The sequence below is a fragment of the Streptomyces sp. NBC_01176 genome (assembly GCF_045039825.1).
Lineage (GTDB): Bacteria > Actinomycetota > Actinomycetes > Streptomycetales > Streptomycetaceae > Streptomyces.
The window spans coordinates 8,320,013-8,342,341 of the sequence record NZ_CP108600.1 but is presented as its reverse complement, the minus strand read 5'-3'; the positions used below and the strand labels follow the sequence as shown (position 1 = coordinate 8,342,341).

Sequence of the window (22,329 nt, the reverse complement as noted above, 5' to 3'; positions counted from 1 at the left end):
GGTGCGCCGACGAACGTTGCGATGGGGAGGTTGGGATGGCCGGGACGGATGGTGACACCGTCGCCACCGGGGACGACGACGCGCTGTATGTGCTGACGGCGGTGCTGTTGACGCCCTCGAAGTTCCCCAGCGTGCTGGGGGACGACTATCCGGAGGCCTGCGCGGCCCTCGACCTGGCGCCTCTGGCCGACGGGTACGGAATCGTGCTCGGTCAGGACGGCGACGGCGCGCGGTGGACGGTCGTCATCGACGATGTCTCGTTGGTCGCCGTCGCGATCGCGTCCTGGGACTGCGGCATGGAGCACGAACTGTCCCCCGACGAGCGGACGGTCGTCTGCGCGCTGCCGGGCTGGCCCCTCGCGGTCGCTGTCGCGGCGCCGGGGGTTCCTGCCCCGCACGACCCCGCTCCCGAGCTCACGGAGCGGGCGCCGCTCAGCCCCCCGGACACCACCGACTGGGGACCGGCGCAACGCCGTCTCGGCGCCGACGAGATCGCCCTGCAGTGGTCGACGTGGCGGGAGCAGATCGACGACGACGAGTTCGTCACGGCGGAGAGCAAGGCTCAGGCGGAGGACAAGGCAGAGGACGAGGGCACGCCTCAGGACGAGTCCGCGAGCGACGGCAGGGGCCGCAGCGATATCCGCCGGGTGCTCGCGGAGGCGCGGTCCTACGTGGACACGCCGCCGCCACTCGGCCGGGTCCGGTCTTCGTTCGCCACCGGCGACGCCCGGACCCTGCGGGCGGACGGCCCGGGCTGGTCGATGGTCGCCCGGACCGACGACATCGCGTTCGTCCTCCTGGACGACGAACCCGGTGAGGTCCTTCCCGTCGGACGCGGCCCCGAACTGCCCGGCCTTCTGGAAGCCCTCGACAAGATGGCCGTTCGCCCCAGCTGAGCACCGCGCCGCGCGACCACCGCGGACGGTGCGTGCTGCCGCTCGCGGGCCGTACGCCCGTCAGGCCCGCGAGCGGCGGTGTGTCCGTCGTCTCTCCTCTACGCCGGGCGGGGCCACGCCGCGCCGGCGGTGCTCAGCGTCCGAGCTCCTTGCGGGTGACGCGGCGCAGCCGGCGCCGTTGCGAGGGGTCCAGCGTCAGGTACGCGGCCGCCGGAACCCCCACCATGATCAGGAAGGCGGCCCACCAGGGCAGCCAGATCAGCAGGATGAGGCCGACCGCCACACCTCCTGCGGCGATCTTCGCGTTCTTCGACATGTGTCGCCTCCTTCGCGGCTGCTGCCGCTCTCTGTCCTGAAAACGGGTTCGCGCCGTCCTCGGTTCCAGTGCGCGACCCTGAGAGATCCCTGAGGCGCTCCCCTACTCACCCCTGAGTCCCTCCGAACGCGTCCCCGATTTCCTTCCGCGACTACTCGGCCCTGAGCGGCTCACCGACCTCGTACATGTGGCGCAGGGCCTGACGGTAGGAGTCGACGAGCCCGGTTTCCGCATAGGGGATACCCAGTTCCCGACAGTGTGCCCGTACCAGCGGCTGGGCGCGCCTCAGGTGGGGCCGGGGCATGCTCGGGAACAGGTGGTGCTCGATCTGGTAGTTGAGGCCGCCGAGGAACCAGTCGGTCAGGACGGCGCCGCGAATGTTGCGCGAGGTCAGCACCTGGCGCTGCAGATGGCCCCAGCGTTCACCGTCCGGGTCGGGCATCTCCATGCCCTTGTGGTTCGGCGCGAAGGCCATGCCCAGGTGCAGACCGAACAGCGCCTGGTGCAGCGCGGCGAAGGCCAGCGCCTTGCCCAGGGACATGGAGGTGAGCAGCAGCGTCGCGTACGCCACGACGTGCGTCACCAGCAGGAGTGCCTCCACCGCCCGCTCGCGCGGTGTCTGCCTCCGCAGGTCCCGGAAGCCGTGGACCTTCAGAGCGACACCCTCCAGGAGGGTGAGCGGGAAGAAGAGCCAGGCCTGGTTGCGCGTGAGCCACCGCCGGAACCCGGCCCGCTCCTTGGCCTGCTCACCGGTGAAGACCAGGACGTCGGCGACGACGTCGGGGTCCTTGTCGATGTGGTTGGGGTTGGCGTGGTGCCGGTTGTGCTTGTCGTTCCACCAGCCGTAGCTCATCCCCAGGAGCAGATTGCCGTGGATCAGACCGATCACGCGGCCGGTCCTCTTGTCGGCGGTGATCTGTGAGTGGCCCGCGTCGTGGCCTATGAAGGCCGTCCGTGCCGAGAACACGGCTAGGGGCGGGGCGAGGAGCGTCGTCCACCAGGTGTCGCCGAGCAGGATGACGCCGGTCACGATCGCCGCCAGGAAGAGCGCGTTCACGGTGATCGTGAGCGCGTACCAGCCGAGGCGCCGCTCCAGGAGACCCTGCTTCCTGACGACGCGCAGGAGAGGTGCGAACCCGCTTCCTGGTGACTGCCCGACGTCTACCGCTGGAGGATGTTCCGCGACGGCTGCGGCGGTGTCGGGCATGGTGGGTCTCCGGTTCTCTCAGGCACGGGCTGACCTGATGAAACGTACGAATCGGAGCCCGTCGGCAGCCATGGCACCATCACCCGGATGCGTACGGGGGCTTCCCCCGCGCGCACAGGGGGGTTACCTGCACCCCCGATGCGGGGTGTGCCGTTTCAGTGCGGCGGCGTGCCTCCCCGGGCTGGGGAAGTGCTGTACCCTCGGCCACCCCGACCCCGAGTAGTCAAATTTGAGGAATACGTCTCGCCGTGCAGAGAATTCCTGCGGCCACACCCGCCGAGATCTCCGAACTGGCCCACTGTTGTGCCGTGTTCATGCCCACCGAACCCGCCCGCACCGGGAGCGTCGCCTTCTGGCGCCCCGAGGGTGACACCCCTCCGGCGGTGGCGTCGGGCACCGCGCGGGACCTGACCGTCGTCCTGCCCGGACACGCGGGTGTCGATCTGGTGACCGTGGCCGCCGTCGAACTCCCCGTCCGGGCCGCGCTGCCGGTCCTCACACGCGCGCGTGCCGCCGAGCGGGCGCACCGGGCCACGGCGTTCTGGGGAGCCGCCTCCGTGCTCGCGCTCCAGTTCGCCGCCCGGGGGCTGCTGCTGCCGGGGCTGACCGGCGACGGCCACGACGCGTGGCGCGCGGGGCCGCTGCGCGCCGACGACCTGGAACGGATGCGCGAGCTCGCCGCCGCGATGCCGCCCGAGGCACACGCCGTGCCGGTGGGCGACGTCGAGCCGCCGCGACTGCCCGATCCGGCGCGGTTGCTGCGCGACTTCCTCGACGCGGTGGCCGACGCACTTCCCCGCTCCCCCGCCGCGTCGCTCGCCGCGGGCGGTCCTGCCTTCGCCGCACAGGAACCGCAGCACGTACCTCAGCAGCGCGCCTGGGCGGCCGACGTGGCCGCAGGACACGACGCGGGCGTGCGCGTATCGCTGCGCGTCGAGATCCCGGGCCTGGCGTCGGTCGAGGCGGACGAGACACGGGTGCCGTTCCGCGGGGTGCTCCAGGTGCACAGCGTGAGCGATCCCGGTGTCGTCGCGGACGCCCCCGCGGTCTGGGCCGGCGCGCCGGGTTTCGGCCCGCGCGCACGGATGGACGTCCTGCTCGCCCTGCGCCGCGCGGCGCACGCCTGGGCCCCGCTCACGCCGCTGCTCTCGGCGACGGTTCCGGATGCCGTGGACCTCGCGGACGAAGAGGTGACCGAGCTCCTCGGCGAGGGCGCCCGTCTGCTGGCGTTCGCCGGCGTCGACGTGCACTGGCCCAAGGAGCCGGCCCGCAAGCTGACCACCCGCGCGGTCGTCGGTCCGTCCGACGAGGGACGGGGGCCGGAGAAGGTGTCGTCGGACACGCCGTCCTTTCTGTTTGCGGACGCGCTGCTCACCTTCAACTGGCGGTTCGCGCTGGGCGATCAGCCGCTCACCCGGCAGGAGTTGGACGTGCTCGCCGAGGCGAACCGTCCGATGGTGCGACTGCGCGACCAGTGGGTCCTCGTGGACCCTCACGAGGTGCGCCGCGCCCGGGCACAGCAGGACCGAAAGGTCACACCCATCGACGCGCTGAGCGCCGCTCTGACGGGCTCGACGGAGGTCGACGGCCACCGGGTCGACGTACAACCCTCGGGTTGGCTGGCGACGCTGCGGGAGCGGCTGGCGGACCCCGAGTCGCAGGAGCCGGTCGGCCAGCCCGTCGCACTCAGCGCGACACTGCGGGACTACCAGCTGCGCGGTCTCAACTGGCTGGCCCGGATGACCTCCATGGGACTGGGCGGCTGTCTCGCCGACGACATGGGTCTGGGCAAGACGATCACTCTGATCGCACTGCATCTGCACCGGCAGACCGACCGGTCGGCCACGGGCCCCACGCTCGTGGTGTGCCCGGCCTCCTTGATGGGCAACTGGCAGCGCGAGATCGAGAGGTTCGCACCGGGTACGCCGGTGCGCCGCTTCCACGGCTCGCGGCGCAACCTGGAAGGCCTGCCGGCCGGGGAGTTCGTACTCACCACGTACGGCACGATGCGGCTCGACGCGGTGCGGCTCGGCGAGGTGCCCTGGGGCATGGTCGTCGCCGACGAGGCCCAGCACGTGAAGAACCCCTACTCGGCGACGGCCCGGGCGCTGCGCACCATCGGCGCACGCGCGCGCGTGGCGCTGACCGGCACCCCGGTGGAGAACAGCCTCTCGGAACTGTGGGCGATCCTGGACTGGACGACTCCGGGTCTGCTCGGGAGTCTCGGCTCCTTCCGGACGCGGTACGCGCAGGCCGTCGAGGGCGGTCAGGATCCGGCGGCTTCCGAGCGGCTCGCCCGGCTGGTCCGGCCCTTCCTGCTGCGACGCCGCAAGTCGGATCCCGGCATCGCACCCGAGCTGCCGCCCAAGACGGAGACCGACCATGCCGTCTCCCTCACGACCGAGCAGACGGGTCTGTACGAGGCGGTGGTGCGCGAGACACTCGCGGAGATCTCGGGCGCGGACAGCATGGCGCGGCGGGGCCTGATCGTGAAGCTGCTCACCGGTCTGAAGCAGATCTGCAACCACCCCGCGCAGTACCTCAAGGAGGACCTGCCGAGGATCCCCGGCAGGTCCGGGAAGCTGGAGCTGCTGGACGAACTGCTCGACACCATCCTCTCCGAGGACGCGAGCGTTCTGGTCTTCACCCAGTACGTGCGCATGGCACGCCTCATCGAGCGCCACCTCGCGACACGCGGGGTACCGACCCAGTTCTTGCACGGAGGGACGCCCGTCAACGAGCGCGAGGCGATGGTGCGGCGCTTCCAGGAGGGCGAGGTCCCCGTCTTCCTGCTGTCGTTGAAGGCCGCGGGAACGGGCCTCAACCTGACCCGGGCCGAGCACGTCGTGCACTACGACCGCTGGTGGAACCCGGCGGTGGAGGCACAGGCCACCGACCGCGCGTACCGCATCGGCCAGAGCCGGCCCATGCAGGTGCACCGGCTGATCGCCGAGGGAACCATCGAGGACCGCATCGCCGAAATGCTGCGGCGCAAGCAGCGGTTGGCGGACGCGGTCCTGGGTGCCGGGGAGGCGGCACTCACGGAACTGACCGACTCCGAACTGGCCGAACTGGTGGAGCTGCGCGGGGGCACACGATGACAGAAGGTGACAAGGAACGCACGTTTGCGGCTCTTCCTCCCTTGCGCGGGCGGGGCTTCGCGCACACGTGGTGGGGTCGCGCCTGGGTGAAGGCGCTGGAGGACGCGTCGCTGGACTCCGAACAGCTCAAGGCGGGCCGCAGGCTCGCGCGCGCGGGGGCGGTGGGTTCCGTTTCGGTGCGTCCGGGACGCATCACGGCCGTCGTCCGGGATCGCGATCACACCACGCATCGGGCCGACGTACTGGTTCAGGAACTGGCCGATGCACGGTGGGAGCGCTTCCTGGACATGGCCGTCAAACGGGCCGGACACGTCGCGGCGCTCCTCGACCGTGAGATGCCGCCGCACCTGGTCGAGGAGGCGGCGGACGCGGGCGTCGAACTGCTCCCCGGGCTCGGTGACCTGGAAGCCGACTGCGACTGCGGGGCCTGGGACCACTGCGCGCACACCTCGGCGCTCTGTTATCAGATGGCGCGCCTGCTGGACCACGACCCGTTCACCCTGCTGCTCCTGCGCGGGCGCGCCGAACGGACGCTGCTCGATGAACTCCAACAGCGCGGCAGCGCCGCCGACGGCACGATGGCGCAGACCCGGCATCCCCAGGCAGTCCCGGAATCCCCTCGACATGGTGTGGCCGCGGCCGAGGCATACGCCGCCGGTGGCATCCTGCCTCCCCTGCCCGCCCTTCCCGTACTGCCCGAAAGGCCTGGACGACCGCCTTCCCTGGACACCGGGACCGCGCCCGCGCCCGGCGTCGACCCGCCCGCCCTGGAGTTCCTGGCCATGGCGACGGCGGCCGAGGCGTACCGGCTGCTGGCCCTGGCGGTCGGACCGGGCCATGGGTCGCAGCCACCGGAGGGGCAGTTGACGGTCGAGCAGGACGCGGCCCGTCTCGCGGCGGCCGGCCCGGACACGCCGATCGCCGAGCGACTCGCCCATGGCTCGGGACGCGACCGCCAGGAACTCACACTCGCGGCGCGTGCCTGGCAGTTCGGCGGTGCGGTGGCACTGTCCGTGCTCGAGGACGAGTGGACCCTGGGGCCCGAAGCACACGCACGCGCGCGGGCCGCGCTGGCGTCCGCCTGGGACGAGGACGAGCGGCCGTCGCTGATCGCCTCCCGCAACCGCTGGACCGTGGTCGGCGCGCCGGTCCAGCTGCGCCTCGGGCAGGACGGCCGGTGGTGGCCGTATCGCAAGGAGGGTGGCCTTTGGACTCCTGTGGGACAGGCGGTCCGGGATCCGGCCACGGCCCTCGCGACGGCAGGGGGAGATCCGCGCGGTGTCCCGATCAACGAATGACGCCGCGCGCTCGACCAGGTCGGGCGTACGTGCGACCGCCGTACCGGATCCTGACCTCGGGTCGGTTTTCGTACGGCACGCGTGTGTGAGGCGCGAACAACGGCCACGCGTGCGCGCCGGTCACGTCAGTGGCGCGGTGAGCCTGTGCGTGCCGTCACCGATGTCCGCGGCCAGGCTGCAGGCCACCTTGTCGATACCTGTCCGGTAGGTGCCGGAGTCCGGGTACTGCACGAGGGAGCCGCGGACGGTGCCCGCGGGCTGCTGTGCCGCCTTGTGTTCCAGGGGTGGTTCGCAGAGGGCCGAGGCGGCCTTCTGCAGAGCGGTGTCGGTGGCGTAGGTGCCGTTGAGCTCACCCACCTTGACGACTTCCGCGTCGTGCGGAGCGCCGCACGGGCGCTTTGCCGCCTGCCCGGGCCGGGCCGCGCTGGTGTCGAAACAGTCGCCTGTTCCCAACATGTAGTACGGCACTTCGTCGTCGGCCAGATTCGGGACGAGGGACTCGAGACCGCTCGGCAGATCGCTGAGCAGGCCGCTCGGCAGTTCCGACGGAAACTCCGAGGGCAGCCCTGAAGGCAGTGCGCTGGGCAGTGCGCTGGGCAGTGCGCTGGGCAGTGCGCTGGGCAGCTCGGACGGGATGCTCGGCGAGGGCGAGGGAGAGCTCTTCGTGCCGCCACTGCTCTCGGTGGGCCCCTTCTTGTCGGGCTTGTCGCTGCCACCGCCGGCCCACAGGACCACGGCGACGACGGCTCCGAGGGCCACGACCGCGACGAGCAGCAGGAGCAGAGGGCTGCGGCGCCGCCCTCCACGATGTCCTCCAGGACCACCGGGCGGCGCTGGTGGCGGGGGCGGGGGGTACCAGCCACCGCCACCGTCCTGCGACGGGGAGCCGTAACCTCCCGAAGGAGAGCCATGGCCGTCGGACGAGGGCACGTAGCCTTCGGGCGGCGGACCGAAGCCACCACCTCCTCGAGGTGGTGGGTTTCCCGGCGGCCGAGGGGGCTGGGGCGGTAAGGGCGGCGTGGCCATACCGTCCAGAGTCACCTCGAACCGGTCACATGGCGACCCCCGCGCGGAAGTTGATACGGACTCATGCCATGGACCGCACGATTCCGAAGAATTCCGGCAGAGATCCCCGCCGGGAGGCGCGGGCCCGCAACAACAGGAAGCGGGCCTCACGCCTCACCGGCGCGTCATCAGCCCCGTGCGCCGAGCAGGTGGTCCATGGCGAGCTGGTCGAGCCGCTCGAAGGCCATGCCGCGCGCGGCAGCCGCCTCCACGTCGAACTCCTCGAAGGTCGCACGGTCGGCGAGCAGCGCCTGCAGACCGTCCGCCGCGGTGGGCTGCGTCAGCTCGTCCAGGCGTGAGGCGCGCAGCGCCTCCTGGACCTCGGGGTCGGCACGGAAGGCGGCCGAACGCTCCCGCAGGATCAGGTAGTTGCGCATGCAGCCCGCCGCGGAGGCCCACACCCCGTCGAGGTCCTCGGTGCGCGGCGGCTTGAAGTCGAAGTGCTTGGGTCCCGCGTATCCGGCGCTCTCCAGAAGGTCGACCAGCCAGAACGCGGAGCGCAGGTCGCCCGCCCCGAAGCGCAGGTCCTGGTCGTACTTGATGCCGGTCTGGCCGTTGAGGTCGATGTGGAAGAGCTTGCCGGCCCACAGTGCCTGCGCGATGCCGTGCGGGAAGTTGAGCCCGGCCATCTGCTCGTGGCCGACCTCGGGGTTCACGCCGTACATCTCCGGGCGCTCCAGGCGCTCGATGAACGCGAGCGCGTGACCGACGGTGGGCAGCAGGATGTCACCGCGGGGCTCGTTCGGCTTCGGTTCGATCGCGAACTTCAGGTCGTAACCCTGGGCGATCACGTACTCGCCGAGGAGGTCGAAGGCCTCCTTCATGCGGTCGAGGGCGACGCGTACGTCCTTGGCGGCGCCTGACTCGGCGCCCTCACGGCCGCCCCAGGCGACGTACGTCTGGGCGCCCAGTTCGACCGCGAGGTCGATGTTGCGGATCGTCTTGCGCAGCGCGTAGCGGCGCACGTCCCGGTCGTTCGCGGTGAACGCTCCGTCCTTGAAGACGGGGTGCGTGAAGAGGTTGGTGGTGGCCATCGGCACCCGCATGCCGGTCGCGTCCAGGGCCTGGCGGAACCGCTTGATGTGCGACTCGCGCTCGCTGTCCGAGGACCCGAAGGGGATGAGGTCGTCGTCGTGGAAGGTCACACCGTAGGCCCCCAGCTCGGCCAGACGCTGCACCGACTCGACCGGGTCGAGGGCGCGCCGGGTGGCGTCGCCGAACGGGTCCCTTCCCTGCCAGCCGACGGTCCACAGGCCGAAGGTGAACCTGTCCTCGGGGGTGGGCTGGTAGTTCATGCCGCGGCTCCTTGTTAGCTCCGACTATTTCGTCATGGCGGTTAACAAATTAGTATGCGAAGGCGTCCCTGGGAAGAGACGAAGTGTGAAACCTGGGCCGCGCCGGCCCAAAAGCCCACCATCAGGACAGATCCCGCGGAGCCGCGGAAGAGGGAGAACCCGATGTCAGCAGCCGAGGGTCCGCTCGTCGTCGGGGTGGACACATCCACCCAGTCCACCAAGGCCCTGGTCGTCGACGCATCCACCGGTCGGGTGGTGGCGAGCGGGCAGGCGCCGCACACGGTCTCCACCGGAGCGGGCCGCGAGAGCGATCCGCGGCAGTGGTGGGACGCCCTCCGCGAGGCGCTCCACCAGTGCGGCGACGCGGCCCACGAGGCCGCGGCGGTCTCGATCGGCGGCCAGCAGCACGGGCTCGTCACCCTGGATGCCCAGGGCGATCCGGTACGCCCGGCGCTGCTGTGGAACGACGTGCGCTCGGCGCCCCAGGCCCGTCGGCTGATCGACGAGCTGGGCGGCCCGAAGGCCTGGGCCGAGCGCACCGGCACCGTGCCCGGCCCCTCCATCACGGTCACGAAGTGGGCCTGGCTGGCCGAGAACGAGCCGGACGCCGTCCGCGCCACCGCCGCCGTACGGCTGCCGCACGACTACCTCACGGAACGCCTGACCGGAGAGGCCACGACCGACCGTGGCGACGCCTCCGGTACGGGCTGGTGGGCGTCCGGGTCCGAGGCGTACGACGAGGAGGTCCTCGCGCACATCGGCCTCGACCCCGCCCTGCTCCCCCGCGTCGTCCGGCCGGGAGAGGTGGCGGGAACCGCGCACGCCCGCGACGAGCTGCCCTTTTCCAGGGGCACGCTGGTCGCCGCCGGCACCGGTGACAACGCGGCCGCCGCGCTCGGCCTCGGGCTGCGCCCCGGCACCGCGGTGCTGAGTCTCGGCACCTCGGGCACGGTGTACGCCGTCTCGACGCGGCGCCCCGCCGATCCGACCGGTACCGTCGCGGGCTTCGCCGACGCGCGCGGCGACTGGCTTCCGCTGGCCTGCACCCTGAACTGCACCCTCGCCGTCGACCGTGTCGCGGCCCTGCTGGGGCTCGACCGCGAGGCCGTGGAACCCGGCGCGGGCGTGACCCTGCTCCCCTACCTGGACGGCGAGCGCACCCCCGACCTGCCGCACGCCTCGGGGCTGCTGCACGGGCTGCGGCACGACACGACGGGCGGGCAGCTCCTCCAGGCGGCGTACGACGGCGCGGTCCACTCGCTCCTCGGCGCCCTCGACCTGGTGCTCGACGCGGACGCCGACCGTTCCGCGCCGCTGCTTCTCATCGGCGGGGGTGCCCGGGGCACGGCCTGGCAGCAGACCGTACGCCGGCTGTCGGGACGCCCGGTCCAGGTGCCCGACGCCAGGGAACTGGTCGCGCTGGGCGCCGCCGCGCAGGCCGCGGGTCTGCTGACCGGCGAGGACCCGGCCGCGGTCGCCCGGCGCTGGGGCACGGCCCACGGCCCGGTGCTCGACGCCGTGGAACGGGACGAGGAGACGCTCGCGAGGATCGCCGGGGTACTCTCCGACGCGGCCCCGCTGCTGGAACGGGAGTCGAACAGGAACTGACCACGCACAGACCAGGGCAGCCCCACGGGGACCGGCCGGACGAGGACTGACGGAGGCATGACCGCACCGCTGCACGAGGCCCACCCGACCGGTCCCGGCCGTCGGCTGCCCAACACCCAGCAGGGCATGCGCCGTCGCAACCTCTCCCGGGTCATGCACACCGTCAAGGCCGAGGGGCCGCTGTCGCGTGCCGCCGTCGCCTCGCGGATCGGTCTGACCCGGGCGGCCGTCTCCACGCTGGTCGACGAGCTGATCCGGTCCGGACTCCTCGACGAGCTCGGCCCCGAACGTCCCGGCCGGGTGGGGCGCCCCGGCTCGGCACTCGCGGTCAGCGGGCACGGGCCCGCGGGGATCGGCGCGGAGGTGGGCGTTGATCATCTGGCGGCGTGCGCGGTCGACCTGCGCGGAGACGTACGGGCCCGCGCGGTCCGGCACGGCACGAACCGCGGTCGGCGGCCCGGCCCCGTGATCAGGGAACTGACCGCGCTGGTCCGTCAGGTCATCGCCGAGGCCGAGCGCGAGGGACTGTGGCCGGCGGGCCTCGCGGTCGCCGTGCCCGGCCTGGTGGCACGTGACGCCCGGACCGTGGTCCGCGCCCCCAACCTCGACTGGCACGACACGGATCTCGGGGCGCTGCTGCCTCCGGAACTGCCGCTGACCGTGGACAACGAGGCCAACTTCGGGGGCCTCGCCGAGCTCTGGCTCGGCGAGGCGACCGCCCGCGACTTCCTGCACGTGTCGGCGGAGATCGGCATCGGCGCGGCGGTGCTCGTGGACGGGCACCTGCTGCGCGGAACAAGGGGGTTCGCGGGCGAGCTGGGGCATGTGCCGGTGCGTCCGGACGGGCCGGAGTGCCCGTGCGGCGGACGCGGATGCCTTGAGCAGTACGCGGGTGAGGAGGCCGTCCTGCGCGCCGCCGGTCTGGAACCGGGCGGCGACCGCGTCGGGGTACTGGCCGAGCGCGCCGCCCGAGGTGACGAGGAAGTACGACGCGCCCTGCACGACGCCGGGACCGCGCTCGGCATCGCGCTGACCGGGGCGGTCAACCTGCTCGACCCGGAGACCGTCGTGCTGGGCGGAGCACTGTCCGGCCTCGCGCCGTGGCTGCTGCCGTCGCTGGAGGGCGAGTTGGCGCGACGGACGGCGGGTCCCGCCTGTGCCGTGGCCGTCTCGCGGTTGGGTCCGCAGGGACCACTGCTGGGAGCCGCCCACTCGGTCGTGCGGGCCGTGCTCGACGATCCGTCGTCGGTCGCGGGACGGCCGTAGCGCACGGTCGTGGCCGTCGCGGCACGCGGCGCGGGGCTCCCGTTCCTCCCTTCGGGTGGCCGGGTTGTCCACAGCCCGGGACTTGTCCACCGACTCACGCCTCGCTCTTCCAGCCCAACCGGCAAGCGCCGTAACGTGATTCACGCGAGGCGCAGCCATCGGGCCGGTGGCTCGGTGTCCAGGCGGATCGGGGGATCACATGTCGGGGGAATCGGTTCCGGGACTGCGGCGCGACGCCATCGGGCTGCGCGAGGTCCTGTTCCAGAGTGTCACGGCCATGGCGCCGGCCGCCGCGGTCGCCGCGTCCATTCCGTCGGGCGCCGCGTTCGCGGGCGGCAGTCTGCCGCTGTCCGTACTGATCGCCCTCGTCGCGTGCCTGTTCACCGCGTCGTCTGTGGCCGAGCTCGCGCGGCAACTGCCCTCCGCGGGCTCGGTGGCCACCTACGCGGCGCAAGGGCTGCACCCGGCAGTGGGGTTCCTGGTCGGCTGGGGCTATGTGTTCGTCGAAGCCCTGGTGCCCCCGCTGCTGCTTCTGCAGCTCGGGTTCACCACGGCGGGCACGCTGCACCAGGAGTGGTCCTCGTACCCGGGCGACCTGTGGTGGCCGTGGTCGCTCGCCGGCGCCGGGATCATCGCGGTGGCGGGCTACTTCGGAGTGCGTGCCTCGGCCCGCTTCGGCACCGTCCTCGGCGTCTTCGAGGTGCTGGTCTTCGTCGTCTTCGCCCTATGGCTGATCGTCAAGGCGGGCGGTGACAACACCCTGTCGGTTTTCGGGACGTCGCACACCGCCGAGGGATACGAAGGCGTCAGCGGCGTGTTCGCGGGATCGGTCTACACCGTGCTGGCCTTCGCGGGGTTCGAGGCGGCGGCCCCGCTCGCCGAGGAGACGAAGGACCCGCGCCGGACGATGCACCGTGCGGTCCTCGGTGCGGCACTGGCGATCGGTCTTGTCTACGTCCTGACCACCTACGCCATGACCGTGTACGTCGGCCCGGACCGCTTCGCGGGTTTCTCAGCCTCCGGAGCCGCGTCCTGGGAGGGGGTGGCCCGCGCCTCGTTCGGGCTGTTCTGGGTGCTCGTGTTCCTGGCCGTGGTCAACTCCACCATCGCCAACGCCAACGCCTGCGCGACCGTCTCCACCCGGACGGCCTTCGCCCTTGGCCGGATCAGGGTCTTCCCGGAGCTGTTCGCACGCTTGCACCCTCGGCACCGCTCCCCCGTCGCCGGGGTCGCCATACAGTGCGCCGTGGCGATCGCGGCCATGCTCGGGCTCGGTTTCGCCTATGACCCGGTGACGGCGTTCCTGCTGCTCGCCACGGTGATCGTCACAGTCGTGATCGGTGTGTACATCGTGGTGAACCTCGCCTGTGCGGGCTACTTCCTGCGCCGTGCACGCGAGTTGTTCCATCCGGGACGACATCTGCTGTTCCCGCTACTGGGCATCGTCGCCTTCGTGCCCGCCCTGTTGACCGCCGCGGGACTGCCCGTCTTCGACTTCGTCTCCGAGCTCACCGCGCCCGTGTCGTACGCGGGACCGGTCGTCGGGGTCTGGATGACGGCCGGGGTCGTGGTACTGATCGTCGTCTCGCGCCGCCATCCCGGGCGCATAGCCGAGACCGCCCGTGTCCACCTCGACGAGACCCCCTCCCCCGATCCTCGACAGAGCGGAGCAGCACAGCCATGAGCGACCCTCACATCCTGACGGTACGGCCCGAACCCGGCGAGTACGCGTGGACGTTCGGCGGGGCGCCGCCCGTGGCGCGCATCGCGCCTGGCACGATCCTCGATCTGTACACGGAGGACTGCTTCGCCGGGCGGGTCCGTTCCGAGAAGGACCTGGTGTCCGAGGTGTGCGAGTTCCCGTTCCTCAATCCGCAGACCGGCCCCTTCCACGTGGAGGGCGCGGAGCCGGGCGACACCGTCGCGGTGCACTTCGTGTCGATCGAGCCGGCCCGCGACTGGGCGGCCTCCACGACGGTCCCGCTGTTCGGCGCGCTCACGTCCACCCACACCACGGCGACGCTCCAGCCGCCGCTGCCCGAGACGGTGTGGATCTGGCAGCTCGACCGGGAGCGGCGCACCGCCCTGTTCCGCGCACGGGACAGCGACATCCGGATCGAGCTGCCCATGGACCCGATGCACGGCACGGTCGGGGTGGCGCCGGCGAATCTGGAGGTGCGCTCGGCACTGGTGCCGGACGCCCACGGCGGGAACATGGACACGCCGGAGATGCGGGCCGGCGTCACCTGCTTTCTCGGAGTGAACGTCGAGGGGGCCCTCCTGAGTCTCGGTGACGGGCACGCGCGCCAGGGCGAGGGCGAGACGTGTGGCGTGGCGGTCGAGTGCGCGATGAACACGGTGGTGATCGTCGAGCTGCTCAAGGGAGTCGCCACCCCCTGGCCGCGCATCGAGTCCGACACGCACATCATCTCGACCGGCTCGGCCCGCCCGCTGGAGGACGCCTTCCGTATTTCCCAACTCGACCTGGTGCAATGGCTGGTGCGTGACTACGGGTTCAGCGACCTGGACGCGTACCAGTTCGCCACACAGGCGGTCGAGTCGCCACTCGCCAACGTCTGCGACACCAACTACACCTGCGTCGCGAAGCTGCGCAAGGAGTGGTTGCCGGCGCGCGAGACACATCGTGGTCTGCACGCGCGCTTGCGCGAGACCGCCACGGCGCTGCGCCTCTGAGCGACGGGGCCGACGCCCCTTTGCGTCTCCGTCCCCAACGCGATGGCGGCCGACCCGCCTGATCCGACAGCCGCCGCATCGTCACAGAGCTTGTCCGGACCCTCGCTGGACGTGACGATGGTCCCAGCCCCATCGCCGTTCCGGGAGGCCGAATGACCGATCCATGGGTTGCCCTGGAACCGGGTGCCGATCCCGTCGAACGAGTGCGCACCCTACGCCGCGCGCACGAGGCGTTCACCGAGGCGGGCACGGTGCCACGTCCGGTGCGTTCCGTGGTGGCCGAGTCGTGGCGGCGCTCGGCGCGGGCGGGTGTCGTACCCGACGGGACCGCGACGGTGGAGCTGACGGACGGCGATCTGGGTTCCTATCGGGCGGAGCATCCGCTGGCCGCGGTGATGCCGCTCTTCCGCGAGCTCATGGGGACGTTCGCGGCGGACGGCAAGCATCTCCTCGCCGTGTGCGACGCGCAGGGCAGGCTGCTGTGGGTCGAAGGCCATCCGTCGACCCGGCGCCAGGCGGGACGGATGAACTTCGTGCCGGGCGCCCGATGGTCGGAGACAGCGGTCGGTACGAACGCGCCGGGGACCGCGGTCGCTGTCGACCGTCCGGTACAGGTCTTCGCGGCGGAGCACTTCATACGGCGCGTCCAGCCGTGGACGTGTGCGGCGGCTCCGGTGCACGACCCACGCACCGGCCGGGTGCTCGGCGCGATCGACATCACCGGCGGGGACGGACTCGCGCATCCGCACAGTCTCGGTTTCGTGCAGGCGGTGGCACGGGCGGCGGAGTCCCAGCTGGCGCTGCTCGCACCACCGAAAACGGCAGCGGACACGGTGGAGTTGACCGCGCTGGGCCGTGACGAGGCGCAACTGGTCGCGGGAGGGCGCAAGGTCGGGCTCAGTCGCAGGCACAGCGAGATCCTGGTGCTGCTCTCCAGGCACCCGGAAGGCCTGACGGGCGACGAGTTGCTGTGCGCGCTGTACGAGGACGAGTCGGTGACGCCGGTGACACTGCGAGCCGAGCTGACCCGCTTGCGCCGTCTGCTGGACTCCGGCCTGCTGGCCTCGCGCCCCTACCGGCTCACGGCGCCGGTCGAGTCGGACGTCGCGGTCGTGGAACGTCGGCTCGGCTCGGGCGCGATCACGGGGGCCATGACGGCGTACGCCGGTCCGCTGCTTCCTGGTTCGGTGGCTCCGGCAGTCGTGCGCCTGCGGCGCCGGCTCGCGGACGGACTGCGTACGGCGCTCATCGCGCGCCGCGACCCCGACCTGCTGGCGGACTGGGCACGCGCCCCGTGGGGCGAGGACGATCTCGACGTCTGGCGGGCGCTGGCCGCCGTACGCCCGACGGCCGCGGTACGGGCGCGGCTCGACGAGGTGGAGTCCGAACAGGCCGCACCCGCCGGATGGTTGCCCCCAAGGCCCGGCGGACGAGGCCACGTGCACACGTCCGCAACGTCGTCGCAACGTCCGCGTTTCTAGCCTCGGGGCGAGAGCTGCCCAACGGCGGGCGGCGCTTCTCCGGGAGGCAGACCAGCATGACCCGTTACGCGGCGCCCGGCACCGAGGGCGCGATCGTCTCCTACCAGGCGCGTTACGACCACTTCATCGGCGGCGAGTACGTGCCGCCGGCTCGCGGTCAGTACTTCGAGAACCCGAGTCCGGTGAACGGGCAGCCGTTCACGGAGGTGGCGCGGGGTACCGCCGAGGACGTGGAGCGCGCCCTGGACGCCGCGCACGCCGCGGCGCCCGGCTGGGGCCGGACCTCCGTCGCCGCGCGCGGCGACATCCTGCTCAAGATCGCCGACCGGATGGAAGCGAACCTGGAGAAGCTCGCGGTCGCCGAGAGCTGGGAGAACGGCAAGCCGGTCCGCGAGACCCTGGCCGCCGACATCCCGCTCGCCATTGACCACTTCCGGTACTTCGCGGGGTCGATCCGCGCCCAGGAGGGCTCGCTCGGCGAGGTCGACGACGACACCGTCGCCTACCACTTCCACGAGCCGCTCGGTGTCGTCGCGCAGATCATCCCGTGGAACTTCCCCATCCTGATGGCGGTCTGGAAGCTCGCGCCGGCGCTGGCGGCGGGCAACGCGGTCGTCATCAAGCCCGCCGAACAGACCCCGGCGTCCATCCACTACTGGATGAGTCTGATCGCGGATCTGCTGCCGCCGGGCGTCGTCAACATCGTCAACGGCTTCGGTGTGGAGGCGGGCAAGCCCCTCGCTTCCAGTCCGCGGGTGGCGAAGGTGGCGTTCACCGGCGAGACCACGACGGGGCGGCTGATCATGCAGTACGCCTCCGAGAACATCAAGCCGGTCACATTGGAGCTGGGCGGCAAGTCGCCGAACATCTTCTTCGACGACGTCTGGTCACAGAACGACGACTTCCGGGACAAGGCGCTCGAGGGCTTCACGATGTTCGCGCTCAACCAGGGCGAGGTGTGCACCTGTCCGTCGCGTGCGCTCGTCCAGCGCGGGAACTACGGCGAGTTCATGGAGGCGGCGGTCGCCCGCACCGAGCTGATCAAGCCGGGGCACCCGCTCGACACCGACACGATGATCGGCGCGCAGGCGTCCAACGACCAGCTGGAGAAGATCCTCTCCTACCTGGACATCGGCCGCCAGGAGGGTGCCACGATCCGCACCGGTGGCGAACGCATCGAGTTCGACGGTGAGTTGAAGGGCGGCTACTACGTACAGCCGACCATCTTCGAAGGCGACAACCGTATGCGGATCTTCCAGGAGGAGATCTTCGGCCCCGTCGTCTCGGTCACGTCGTTCGACGACTTCGACGACGCCATCAAGATCGCCAACGACACGCTGTACGGCCTCGGGGCCGGTGTGTGGACGCGCGACATCAACACCGCCTATCGCGCGGGCCGCGCGATCCAGGCGGGCCGGGTCTGGACGAACTGCTACCACGCCTACCCCGCGCACGCGGCGTTCGGCGGCTACAAGCAGTCCGGCATCGGCCGGGAGACGCACAAGATGATGCTGGAGCACTACCAGCAGACCAAGAATCTTCTCGTGTCGTACTCGGCGAAGAAGCTCGGGTTCTTCTAGGGGCATGAGAAAAGGTGCCTGACCTGGGCTTTCACCGGTCAGGCACCTGTCGCTCGGTTCAGAAACAGCCGAGAGTGATTCACGTGGAAACTCCCAGTTCCTCCCATAGCTATCCCGCTCCGGACCAGCTGTTCCGGTCTATTTCCGGTCCAGGACGGCTCACTCGACTGCAGCTTCGCCTCGACTGACGCGGTCCCACTCCTTCATCGACTGTTCGATGAGGCGGTTGGCGTGCTCCTGGAGGCCGTCGAGGAACTTGGCGTAGAAGCGGAACAGAACCTCGATGCTCTGGCCCGCTCGACGAGCACACTCCGCAGGATCCACACCCGAATACAACCAGAAGGAGATTCCAGCGTGTCGCAGGTCGTAAGGACGCTTGGCCAGGCCGGAGGCCAGTTCGACCCGGGTGAAGACGTATTTCCTGGCCCGCGACCACGTCACACCGTACGCAGCTGCGTCCACGTAGTTCCCTGCCTCATTCCGGAACAACCGACCGTCCGTTGCCACCCCAAAGCGCTCGATGTGCGCGCGTAGCATGCGGACGAACTGCGGAGGGATAGGTACTGCTCGCGTGGCGGTAGCCGCTCGTCGCTTGAGTGAATGCACCTCGTGGACTGCGCCGTCGTCGCTCCACTCCTTGCCCGCCACAACGACGCCACCGGACAGATTGAGCATCCCCCATCCTGCCTCGGGCAAGTGGCATTGCGGCCTGCGGAGGTGGATAACCTCCGCCGGTCGCATCGCCGCGTAGTACATGCAGCCGAAGAACGCCTCCAGGTGAGGACCGCGACCCGGTTGTGCAGCCACCGAGGCAAGAAGCCGGGCAACCTGCGCCGGGTTGGGGACCGCTACCGGGTCTATCACGTCGTTGACAGCTGGGGCGTTCCACCTGATCCCATTGAGAGGGTTCTCCGCAAAGTATCCTCTCTCAACTGCCATATTGAGCACTTCATTGAAAGCAGCCCGCTTCCGCCGCGCAGTCTTTGCCGCGGCGGCATTACCGTCCAACTTGAGGCAGAGTGCATCGAGCGCCCGTAGCAGCACGTCCGCTTCCCCCAGTGAACTCACGGGCAGGGAGTTTCTTGCTATCCAATCCAGAGCCCGCTGCCACTCTTCGACCGGTTGATGGTCCCATGCGTTCTTGTTGAAAGCCCAGGAGTACAGAGCACGACGAAGCACCCGCGGCTCCGGGTATGAAGCGCCGCGTTGGACCAACGCGGGCGTAATCGTGGCAAAGGCATCGGCCAGAGTGCGGCGCGTGGTGCCTGGGGTTCGATCCCATCGCTGTTCTAGGTATTCATGGGCAAGTGCGTACCATGTTTTCCGCTGCCTGATGGCCCGTAGCTCCGAGGCAGGCAGACCTGTGCGTTCATCGAATGGTTCACCCTCGCGCGCCGCCGTCACAAGCTTTGCACGCCTGCTCTCTGCGAGCCCGAAAGTGCTGAAGGATTCGGACCTCTCCCGCCCGTTGACGGTCCATCGCACCTGGAAACGGCTCTGCCGACCAGGGCGCTCACGCGTGTCCCAAAATCGGACGTTGTAGCTCATCGCCATTCAGGCGTATCCCTTTCACACGCTTCCCACCACGCATCTAGATCGACACGGCGGCAGCGGAGCTCACCATTCGGAAGTTTGATCATTCGGGGCGCATGACCGCGAGCGCGCAGTCGGTAGAATGCTGACGGACTCATTCGGATTTCCGTCAGGACCTCGGCGAGTTTGAGCGCAGGAGGGCGAGCCATTTTTCTCCAGGAGAGTTGAACGAGTCGCCAGACGCTGGGCAGCACCAAAGAGCTAACCCAGTTGAGCGTCGGCATGGAAGATCACAGCGTCCGCACAGCTCCACCGCCAAGTGAACCGATGCGAACTTCTCAATGGTCGCGACGATCGCCGGTTTGGCTAACCGGCGATCGTGGTCTATGTTGCGCGCCGCATCAGATGAATCCGACAGCTTCTCGGGCTGGCCGCAGTCAGGATGCCAGCCGGTATGAACGCAGAGCTGGGGGCCCACCGTCCGCGACGAGCCGCAGCAGACCGTCGTCGGTTAGGCGGTCAAGATTCCCCACCACGACACGCTCAGGAACCCCGATGGCACGGGCCGTGTGCCGAGTTGCAGCTCCGGGGCGCGCCGCAACATGTGCGAGGACGGCCCTATTGCGGCGATAGCCACGTTGCAGCAGGTCCTCGCCGAAGGGGCCAGCAGCGCAGACGCATACGCACAGCCCGGTGGAAACGGCGCCGTAGTCCCCGCCGCTTGGCCGAACCAGTGCGCCGAGCGCAAAGAAAACAAGGGAAGTGAAGCGGGTGAATCGAACAGCGGAATCCGACAGCCGGGCCTCCTAAGTAGGGCCATGCCAGCGAGGCAGCTCGGTGCGATGCGGGGTTCCGAATCAATCGCAACCCGGCCGCACCGGAGAAATTGCACCCTCCTGACCTGGTGTTTTCCGGGACGTTGTACGTTGACATGCTCCCGCCGGAGGTTCCAGTCATTTGGAGTTCTTTCTTGTCTGCCGTGGGCGAATGCATGCCGGCAGCTGCGTGGAGCCCTTCCGTCACGGAGCCGTTGAGGCGCAAGGCATGCGCCGGCACCTGCGTCATGAAGCCGTTACACGACCTCGTCGATGAGAGGGCCTTCACCGTGCTGTCGAAGCGACGCGCCACCCTGGAAGACGGGCTGCCGTCTGACTGATCCAGGTCGGTGGGTGAGTCCCACCCACCTTGACCGGTAGCGACCGGCTGTCGGCGTGCGCCGGACGGCTGGGTAGGGTCGCGGTACCCGAGCTGGAGAGGTAGTTGCATGTCCCACGAGATTGTGATCGCGCAGACGACCAGTGACGACGAGGATCAGGCGAAGGCGCTGGCCCGGGGCGCGGTCGAGAGCAAGCTGGCAGCGGGCGTTCACATCGATGCGCCGATCACAGCCTTCTACTGGTGGAAGGGGAAGGTCGAGACGGCGCAGGAGTGGCGGATCTCGTACATGACTACGACGGACCGTCTCCCGGCGCTGGAGGCGTGGCTGCACGAGAAGCATCCGTATGACGTCCCCCAGTGGATCACGCTGCCCGTGACCGGTGGGTCGGAGGCGTACCTGTCCTGGGTTGTCGAGGAGACGGCACAAGACTGAGGAGCGACGGGGCTTACGACGGCCTTCGCAGCTTGCCCGCGTACCGCGCGATGGGGTTCAGGATGCGAACTGCCGCAGGTGAACAGCGAGTTCCTGCTCGCTTTCGGGGAGCGAGGCTGCGATACTCGCTGCGCGCTCCTTGCCCATCGTGTTGGGCTTGCCCTGTGCCGCCGACGCGAACTGGCGTGACACGTAGACGCCTTGGTCGACGTCACCTCCACGCAGTAGGGCCGAAGCGAGATCTCCGAGGACCACGACGCCTCCGTCCGGGAGTTCGTCTCCGAGGCGCTCGACTGCAGTGTCGGCTGTAGCGGTGAGTTCGGGGCGCCGCAACTGCCCGTATACGGAGAGGGCCAACGAGTCCATGCGGTACGGGGTCACGAACCGGACCCACGCCTGCTCGCTGGTGTGATCCGCGAAGTCGTAGGCGAACCGCGCTCGGTCCAACGCCCGGAGCGCCACCGTCTCGTCGCCAGCCGCCGCAGCTTCCTCCGCGTGCCTGCCGAGCACCCAGGCGGCAGCAGTAGCGTTACCGTGGCCTCGCACGTCGTTGGCCGCTTGGGAAAGGAACTCCAACTTCGCCTTGGGCGTCGAAGCGCCGTAGCTGGTGTAGGTCAGGGCCAGGGCTCGGAGTGGAGGGTGCCCGGCGGTCGCCGCACACTGCGACGTGACCTTGTAGTAGGCATCGGCTTTGTCAAGCTCGCCCAAGTCCCAGGCCACCCAACCGGCCAGGGCAGCCGTTTCTCCGGCGGCGATGGTGAGAGCCCGTTCATGCTCGCCGGCACGAGGCAGAGCCGCGGTGATCGCGTCAAGATGCGACTCGACCGTGCTTTGTAGTCGCCGGGCGCTGAGGTTGAGTTCCTGGACGTGCAGTTCAGCGGCCCGGTCGATGAGCGCGACGGCGGAGGGCGAATCGATCTTGGACCCCTTACCGAGGGCGAAGGCGAGTCGCCCCCAGGGCTCGGCAGCCGCGCTCACGCCGATAGCAGCGCCACCCAGCAGCGTGCGACGCTTCACGGCGTCCTGGTCCTCCCCTGCATTGACATGCCCCTTTCTCTTCCGAGCGCGGGCAGCCTTAGCCTCCCGCTGTAGTTCCTCGAAGGGGACACCGCAGGCCGCCGCGATGTGGCCGATTGTGTGATTGGTAGGGATGTTCTCAAAGTTCTCATAGCGGCTGATCTCTCGGCGGGTCATGGTGTCCCGGCCGGAGACAGCGTTGATCGCCTCTGCCTGCTCCTCCTGCGTCCGGCCCGCATCCTGCCGAAGCCGGAGGAGCAGGTCGGCGAACGGATCTGGCATGAGTGTGACCTCTGTTGGTGGACGGAATCCAATCATGGCCTCAATTCCCCCTCCGGTTTCCCCCCTTGACAGACTTTTCCCCCTGTGGATTCCCCTGGT

At 69.9% G+C, this 22,329-nt stretch carries 17 protein-coding genes; 10 read left to right on the top strand and 7 right to left on the bottom strand.

Annotated elements, in window-relative coordinates:
* The first annotated feature begins 35 nt into the window (after positions 1-35).
* Positions 36-896, top strand: coding sequence for a hypothetical protein (locus OG199_RS36330; protein WP_405833042.1), 861 nt, complete (start codon positions 36-38; stop codon positions 894-896).
* A 133-nt stretch (positions 897-1,029) separates the two neighbouring features.
* On the opposite strand, the gene OG199_RS36325 is transcribed toward OG199_RS36330, so the two are convergent.
* Together OG199_RS36325 and OG199_RS36320 are read right to left on the bottom strand one after the other, a co-directional pair.
* A complete protein-coding gene (locus OG199_RS36325) occupies positions 1,030-1,212 on the bottom strand; it encodes a hypothetical protein (protein ID WP_356800411.1) in 183 nt (60 codons plus the stop codon).
* A 151-nt stretch (positions 1,213-1,363) separates the two neighbouring features.
* Entirely contained in the window at positions 1,364-2,419 is a 1,056-nt protein-coding gene (locus OG199_RS36320) for a fatty acid desaturase family protein (protein WP_405833041.1), read from the bottom strand.
* A gap of 248 nt (positions 2,420-2,667) precedes the next feature.
* On the opposite strand from OG199_RS36320, the gene OG199_RS36315 reads away from it, so the two are divergent.
* Together OG199_RS36315 and OG199_RS36310 are read left to right on the top strand one after the other, a co-directional pair.
* Positions 2,668-5,520 carry an SNF2-related protein gene (locus OG199_RS36315; RefSeq protein WP_405833039.1) on the top strand — a complete coding sequence of 951 codons (2,853 nt, stop codon included), beginning with the start codon at positions 2,668-2,670 and terminating at the stop codon, positions 5,518-5,520.
* The gene (locus tag OG199_RS36310; protein WP_405833037.1) at positions 5,517-6,818 is read left to right on the top strand and encodes an SWF or SNF family helicase; all 1,302 of its coding nucleotides are present in this window, start codon (positions 5,517-5,519) and stop codon (positions 6,816-6,818) included. The genes OG199_RS36315 and OG199_RS36310 overlap by 4 nt, the downstream gene beginning before the upstream one ends.
* A gap of 120 nt (positions 6,819-6,938) precedes the next feature.
* Here OG199_RS36310 and OG199_RS36305 read toward each other — a convergent pair whose 3' ends face one another.
* Positions 6,939-7,577 carry a hypothetical protein gene (locus OG199_RS36305; protein ID WP_405833035.1) on the bottom strand — a complete coding sequence of 213 codons (639 nt, stop codon included), beginning with the start codon at positions 7,575-7,577 and terminating at the stop codon, positions 6,939-6,941.
* A gap of 434 nt (positions 7,578-8,011) precedes the next feature.
* A complete protein-coding gene (gene xylA, locus OG199_RS36300; RefSeq protein ID WP_405833033.1) occupies positions 8,012-9,178 on the bottom strand; it encodes a xylose isomerase in 1,167 nt (388 codons plus the stop codon).
* Between the two features lie 162 nt (positions 9,179-9,340).
* On the opposite strand from xylA, the gene xylB reads away from it, so the two are divergent.
* The 6 genes from xylB to OG199_RS36270 all read left to right on the top strand — a co-directional run bounded on the left by xylB (position 9,341) and on the right by OG199_RS36270 (position 17,807).
* Positions 9,341-10,786, top strand: a complete 1,446-nt coding sequence (xylB, locus tag OG199_RS36295; protein WP_405833031.1) for a xylulokinase — start codon at positions 9,341-9,343, stop codon at positions 10,784-10,786.
* Positions 10,787-10,843: 57 nt separating this feature from the next.
* The gene (locus OG199_RS36290; protein WP_405833029.1) at positions 10,844-12,052 is read left to right on the top strand and encodes an ROK family protein; all 1,209 of its coding nucleotides are present in this window, start codon (positions 10,844-10,846) and stop codon (positions 12,050-12,052) included.
* Between the two features lie 199 nt (positions 12,053-12,251).
* A complete protein-coding gene (locus OG199_RS36285; RefSeq protein ID WP_405833028.1) occupies positions 12,252-13,736 on the top strand; it encodes an APC family permease in 1,485 nt (494 codons plus the stop codon).
* Positions 13,733-14,746 carry an acetamidase/formamidase family protein gene (locus tag OG199_RS36280; RefSeq protein WP_401806215.1) on the top strand — a complete coding sequence of 338 codons (1,014 nt, stop codon included), beginning with the start codon at positions 13,733-13,735 and terminating at the stop codon, positions 14,744-14,746. Before OG199_RS36285 ends, OG199_RS36280 begins: the two co-directional genes overlap by 4 nt.
* A 152-nt stretch (positions 14,747-14,898) precedes the next feature.
* On the top strand, positions 14,899-16,227 hold the full coding sequence (locus OG199_RS36275) for a GAF domain-containing protein (protein ID WP_356800402.1): 1,329 nt from the start codon (positions 14,899-14,901) through the stop codon (positions 16,225-16,227).
* Positions 16,228-16,283: 56 nt separating this feature from the next.
* A complete protein-coding gene (locus tag OG199_RS36270; RefSeq protein ID WP_405833025.1) occupies positions 16,284-17,807 on the top strand; it encodes an aldehyde dehydrogenase family protein in 1,524 nt (507 codons plus the stop codon).
* Between the two features lie 159 nt (positions 17,808-17,966).
* Here OG199_RS36270 and OG199_RS36265 read toward each other — a convergent pair whose 3' ends face one another.
* A complete protein-coding gene (locus OG199_RS36265) occupies positions 17,967-18,875 on the bottom strand; it encodes a hypothetical protein (RefSeq protein WP_307797713.1) in 909 nt (302 codons plus the stop codon).
* 476 nt (positions 18,876-19,351) lie between these two features.
* Positions 19,352-19,549 carry an AlpA family transcriptional regulator gene (locus tag OG199_RS36260; protein WP_277312715.1) on the bottom strand — a complete coding sequence of 66 codons (198 nt, stop codon included), beginning with the start codon at positions 19,547-19,549 and terminating at the stop codon, positions 19,352-19,354.
* A 1,055-nt stretch (positions 19,550-20,604) separates the two neighbouring features.
* Here OG199_RS36260 and cutA point away from each other — a divergent pair.
* Positions 20,605-20,931 (top strand): divalent-cation tolerance protein CutA, encoded by a 327-nt coding sequence (gene cutA / locus OG199_RS36255; protein WP_207317150.1) that lies wholly within the window; start codon positions 20,605-20,607, stop codon positions 20,929-20,931.
* A gap of 57 nt (positions 20,932-20,988) precedes the next feature.
* Here cutA and OG199_RS36250 read toward each other — a convergent pair whose 3' ends face one another.
* The gene (locus OG199_RS36250) at positions 20,989-22,230 is read right to left on the bottom strand and encodes a helix-turn-helix transcriptional regulator (RefSeq protein WP_207317149.1); all 1,242 of its coding nucleotides are present in this window, start codon (positions 22,228-22,230) and stop codon (positions 20,989-20,991) included.
* Positions 22,231-22,329: the final 99 nt, after the last annotated feature.

What these genes read in the sequence shown, in the direction of transcription:
- OG199_RS36330 (WP_405833042.1), top strand. Translation starts at nt 36, where the DNA reads ATGGCCGGGACGGATGGTGACACCGTCGCCACCGGGGACGACGACGCG.
- OG199_RS36325 (WP_356800411.1), bottom strand. Translation starts at nt 1,212, where the DNA reads ATGTCGAAGAACGCGAAGATCGCCGCAGGAGGTGTGGCGGTCGGCCTC.
- OG199_RS36320 (WP_405833041.1), bottom strand. Translation starts at nt 2,419, where the DNA reads ATGCCCGACACCGCCGCAGCCGTCGCGGAACATCCTCCAGCGGTAGAC.
- OG199_RS36310 (WP_405833037.1), top strand. Translation starts at nt 5,517, where the DNA reads ATGACAGAAGGTGACAAGGAACGCACGTTTGCGGCTCTTCCTCCCTTG.
- xylA (WP_405833033.1), bottom strand. Translation starts at nt 9,178, where the DNA reads ATGAACTACCAGCCCACCCCCGAGGACAGGTTCACCTTCGGCCTGTGG.
- xylB (WP_405833031.1), top strand. Translation starts at nt 9,341, where the DNA reads ATGTCAGCAGCCGAGGGTCCGCTCGTCGTCGGGGTGGACACATCCACC.
- OG199_RS36290 (WP_405833029.1), top strand. Translation starts at nt 10,844, where the DNA reads ATGACCGCACCGCTGCACGAGGCCCACCCGACCGGTCCCGGCCGTCGG.
- OG199_RS36285 (WP_405833028.1), top strand. Translation starts at nt 12,252, where the DNA reads ATGTCGGGGGAATCGGTTCCGGGACTGCGGCGCGACGCCATCGGGCTG.
- OG199_RS36280 (WP_401806215.1), top strand. Translation starts at nt 13,733, where the DNA reads ATGAGCGACCCTCACATCCTGACGGTACGGCCCGAACCCGGCGAGTAC.
- OG199_RS36275 (WP_356800402.1), top strand. Translation starts at nt 14,899, where the DNA reads ATGACCGATCCATGGGTTGCCCTGGAACCGGGTGCCGATCCCGTCGAA.
- OG199_RS36270 (WP_405833025.1), top strand. Translation starts at nt 16,284, where the DNA reads ATGACCCGTTACGCGGCGCCCGGCACCGAGGGCGCGATCGTCTCCTAC.
- OG199_RS36260 (WP_277312715.1), bottom strand. Translation starts at nt 19,549, where the DNA reads ATGGCTCGCCCTCCTGCGCTCAAACTCGCCGAGGTCCTGACGGAAATC.
- cutA (WP_207317150.1), top strand. Translation starts at nt 20,605, where the DNA reads ATGTCCCACGAGATTGTGATCGCGCAGACGACCAGTGACGACGAGGAT.
- OG199_RS36250 (WP_207317149.1), bottom strand. Translation starts at nt 22,230, where the DNA reads ATGCCAGATCCGTTCGCCGACCTGCTCCTCCGGCTTCGGCAGGATGCG.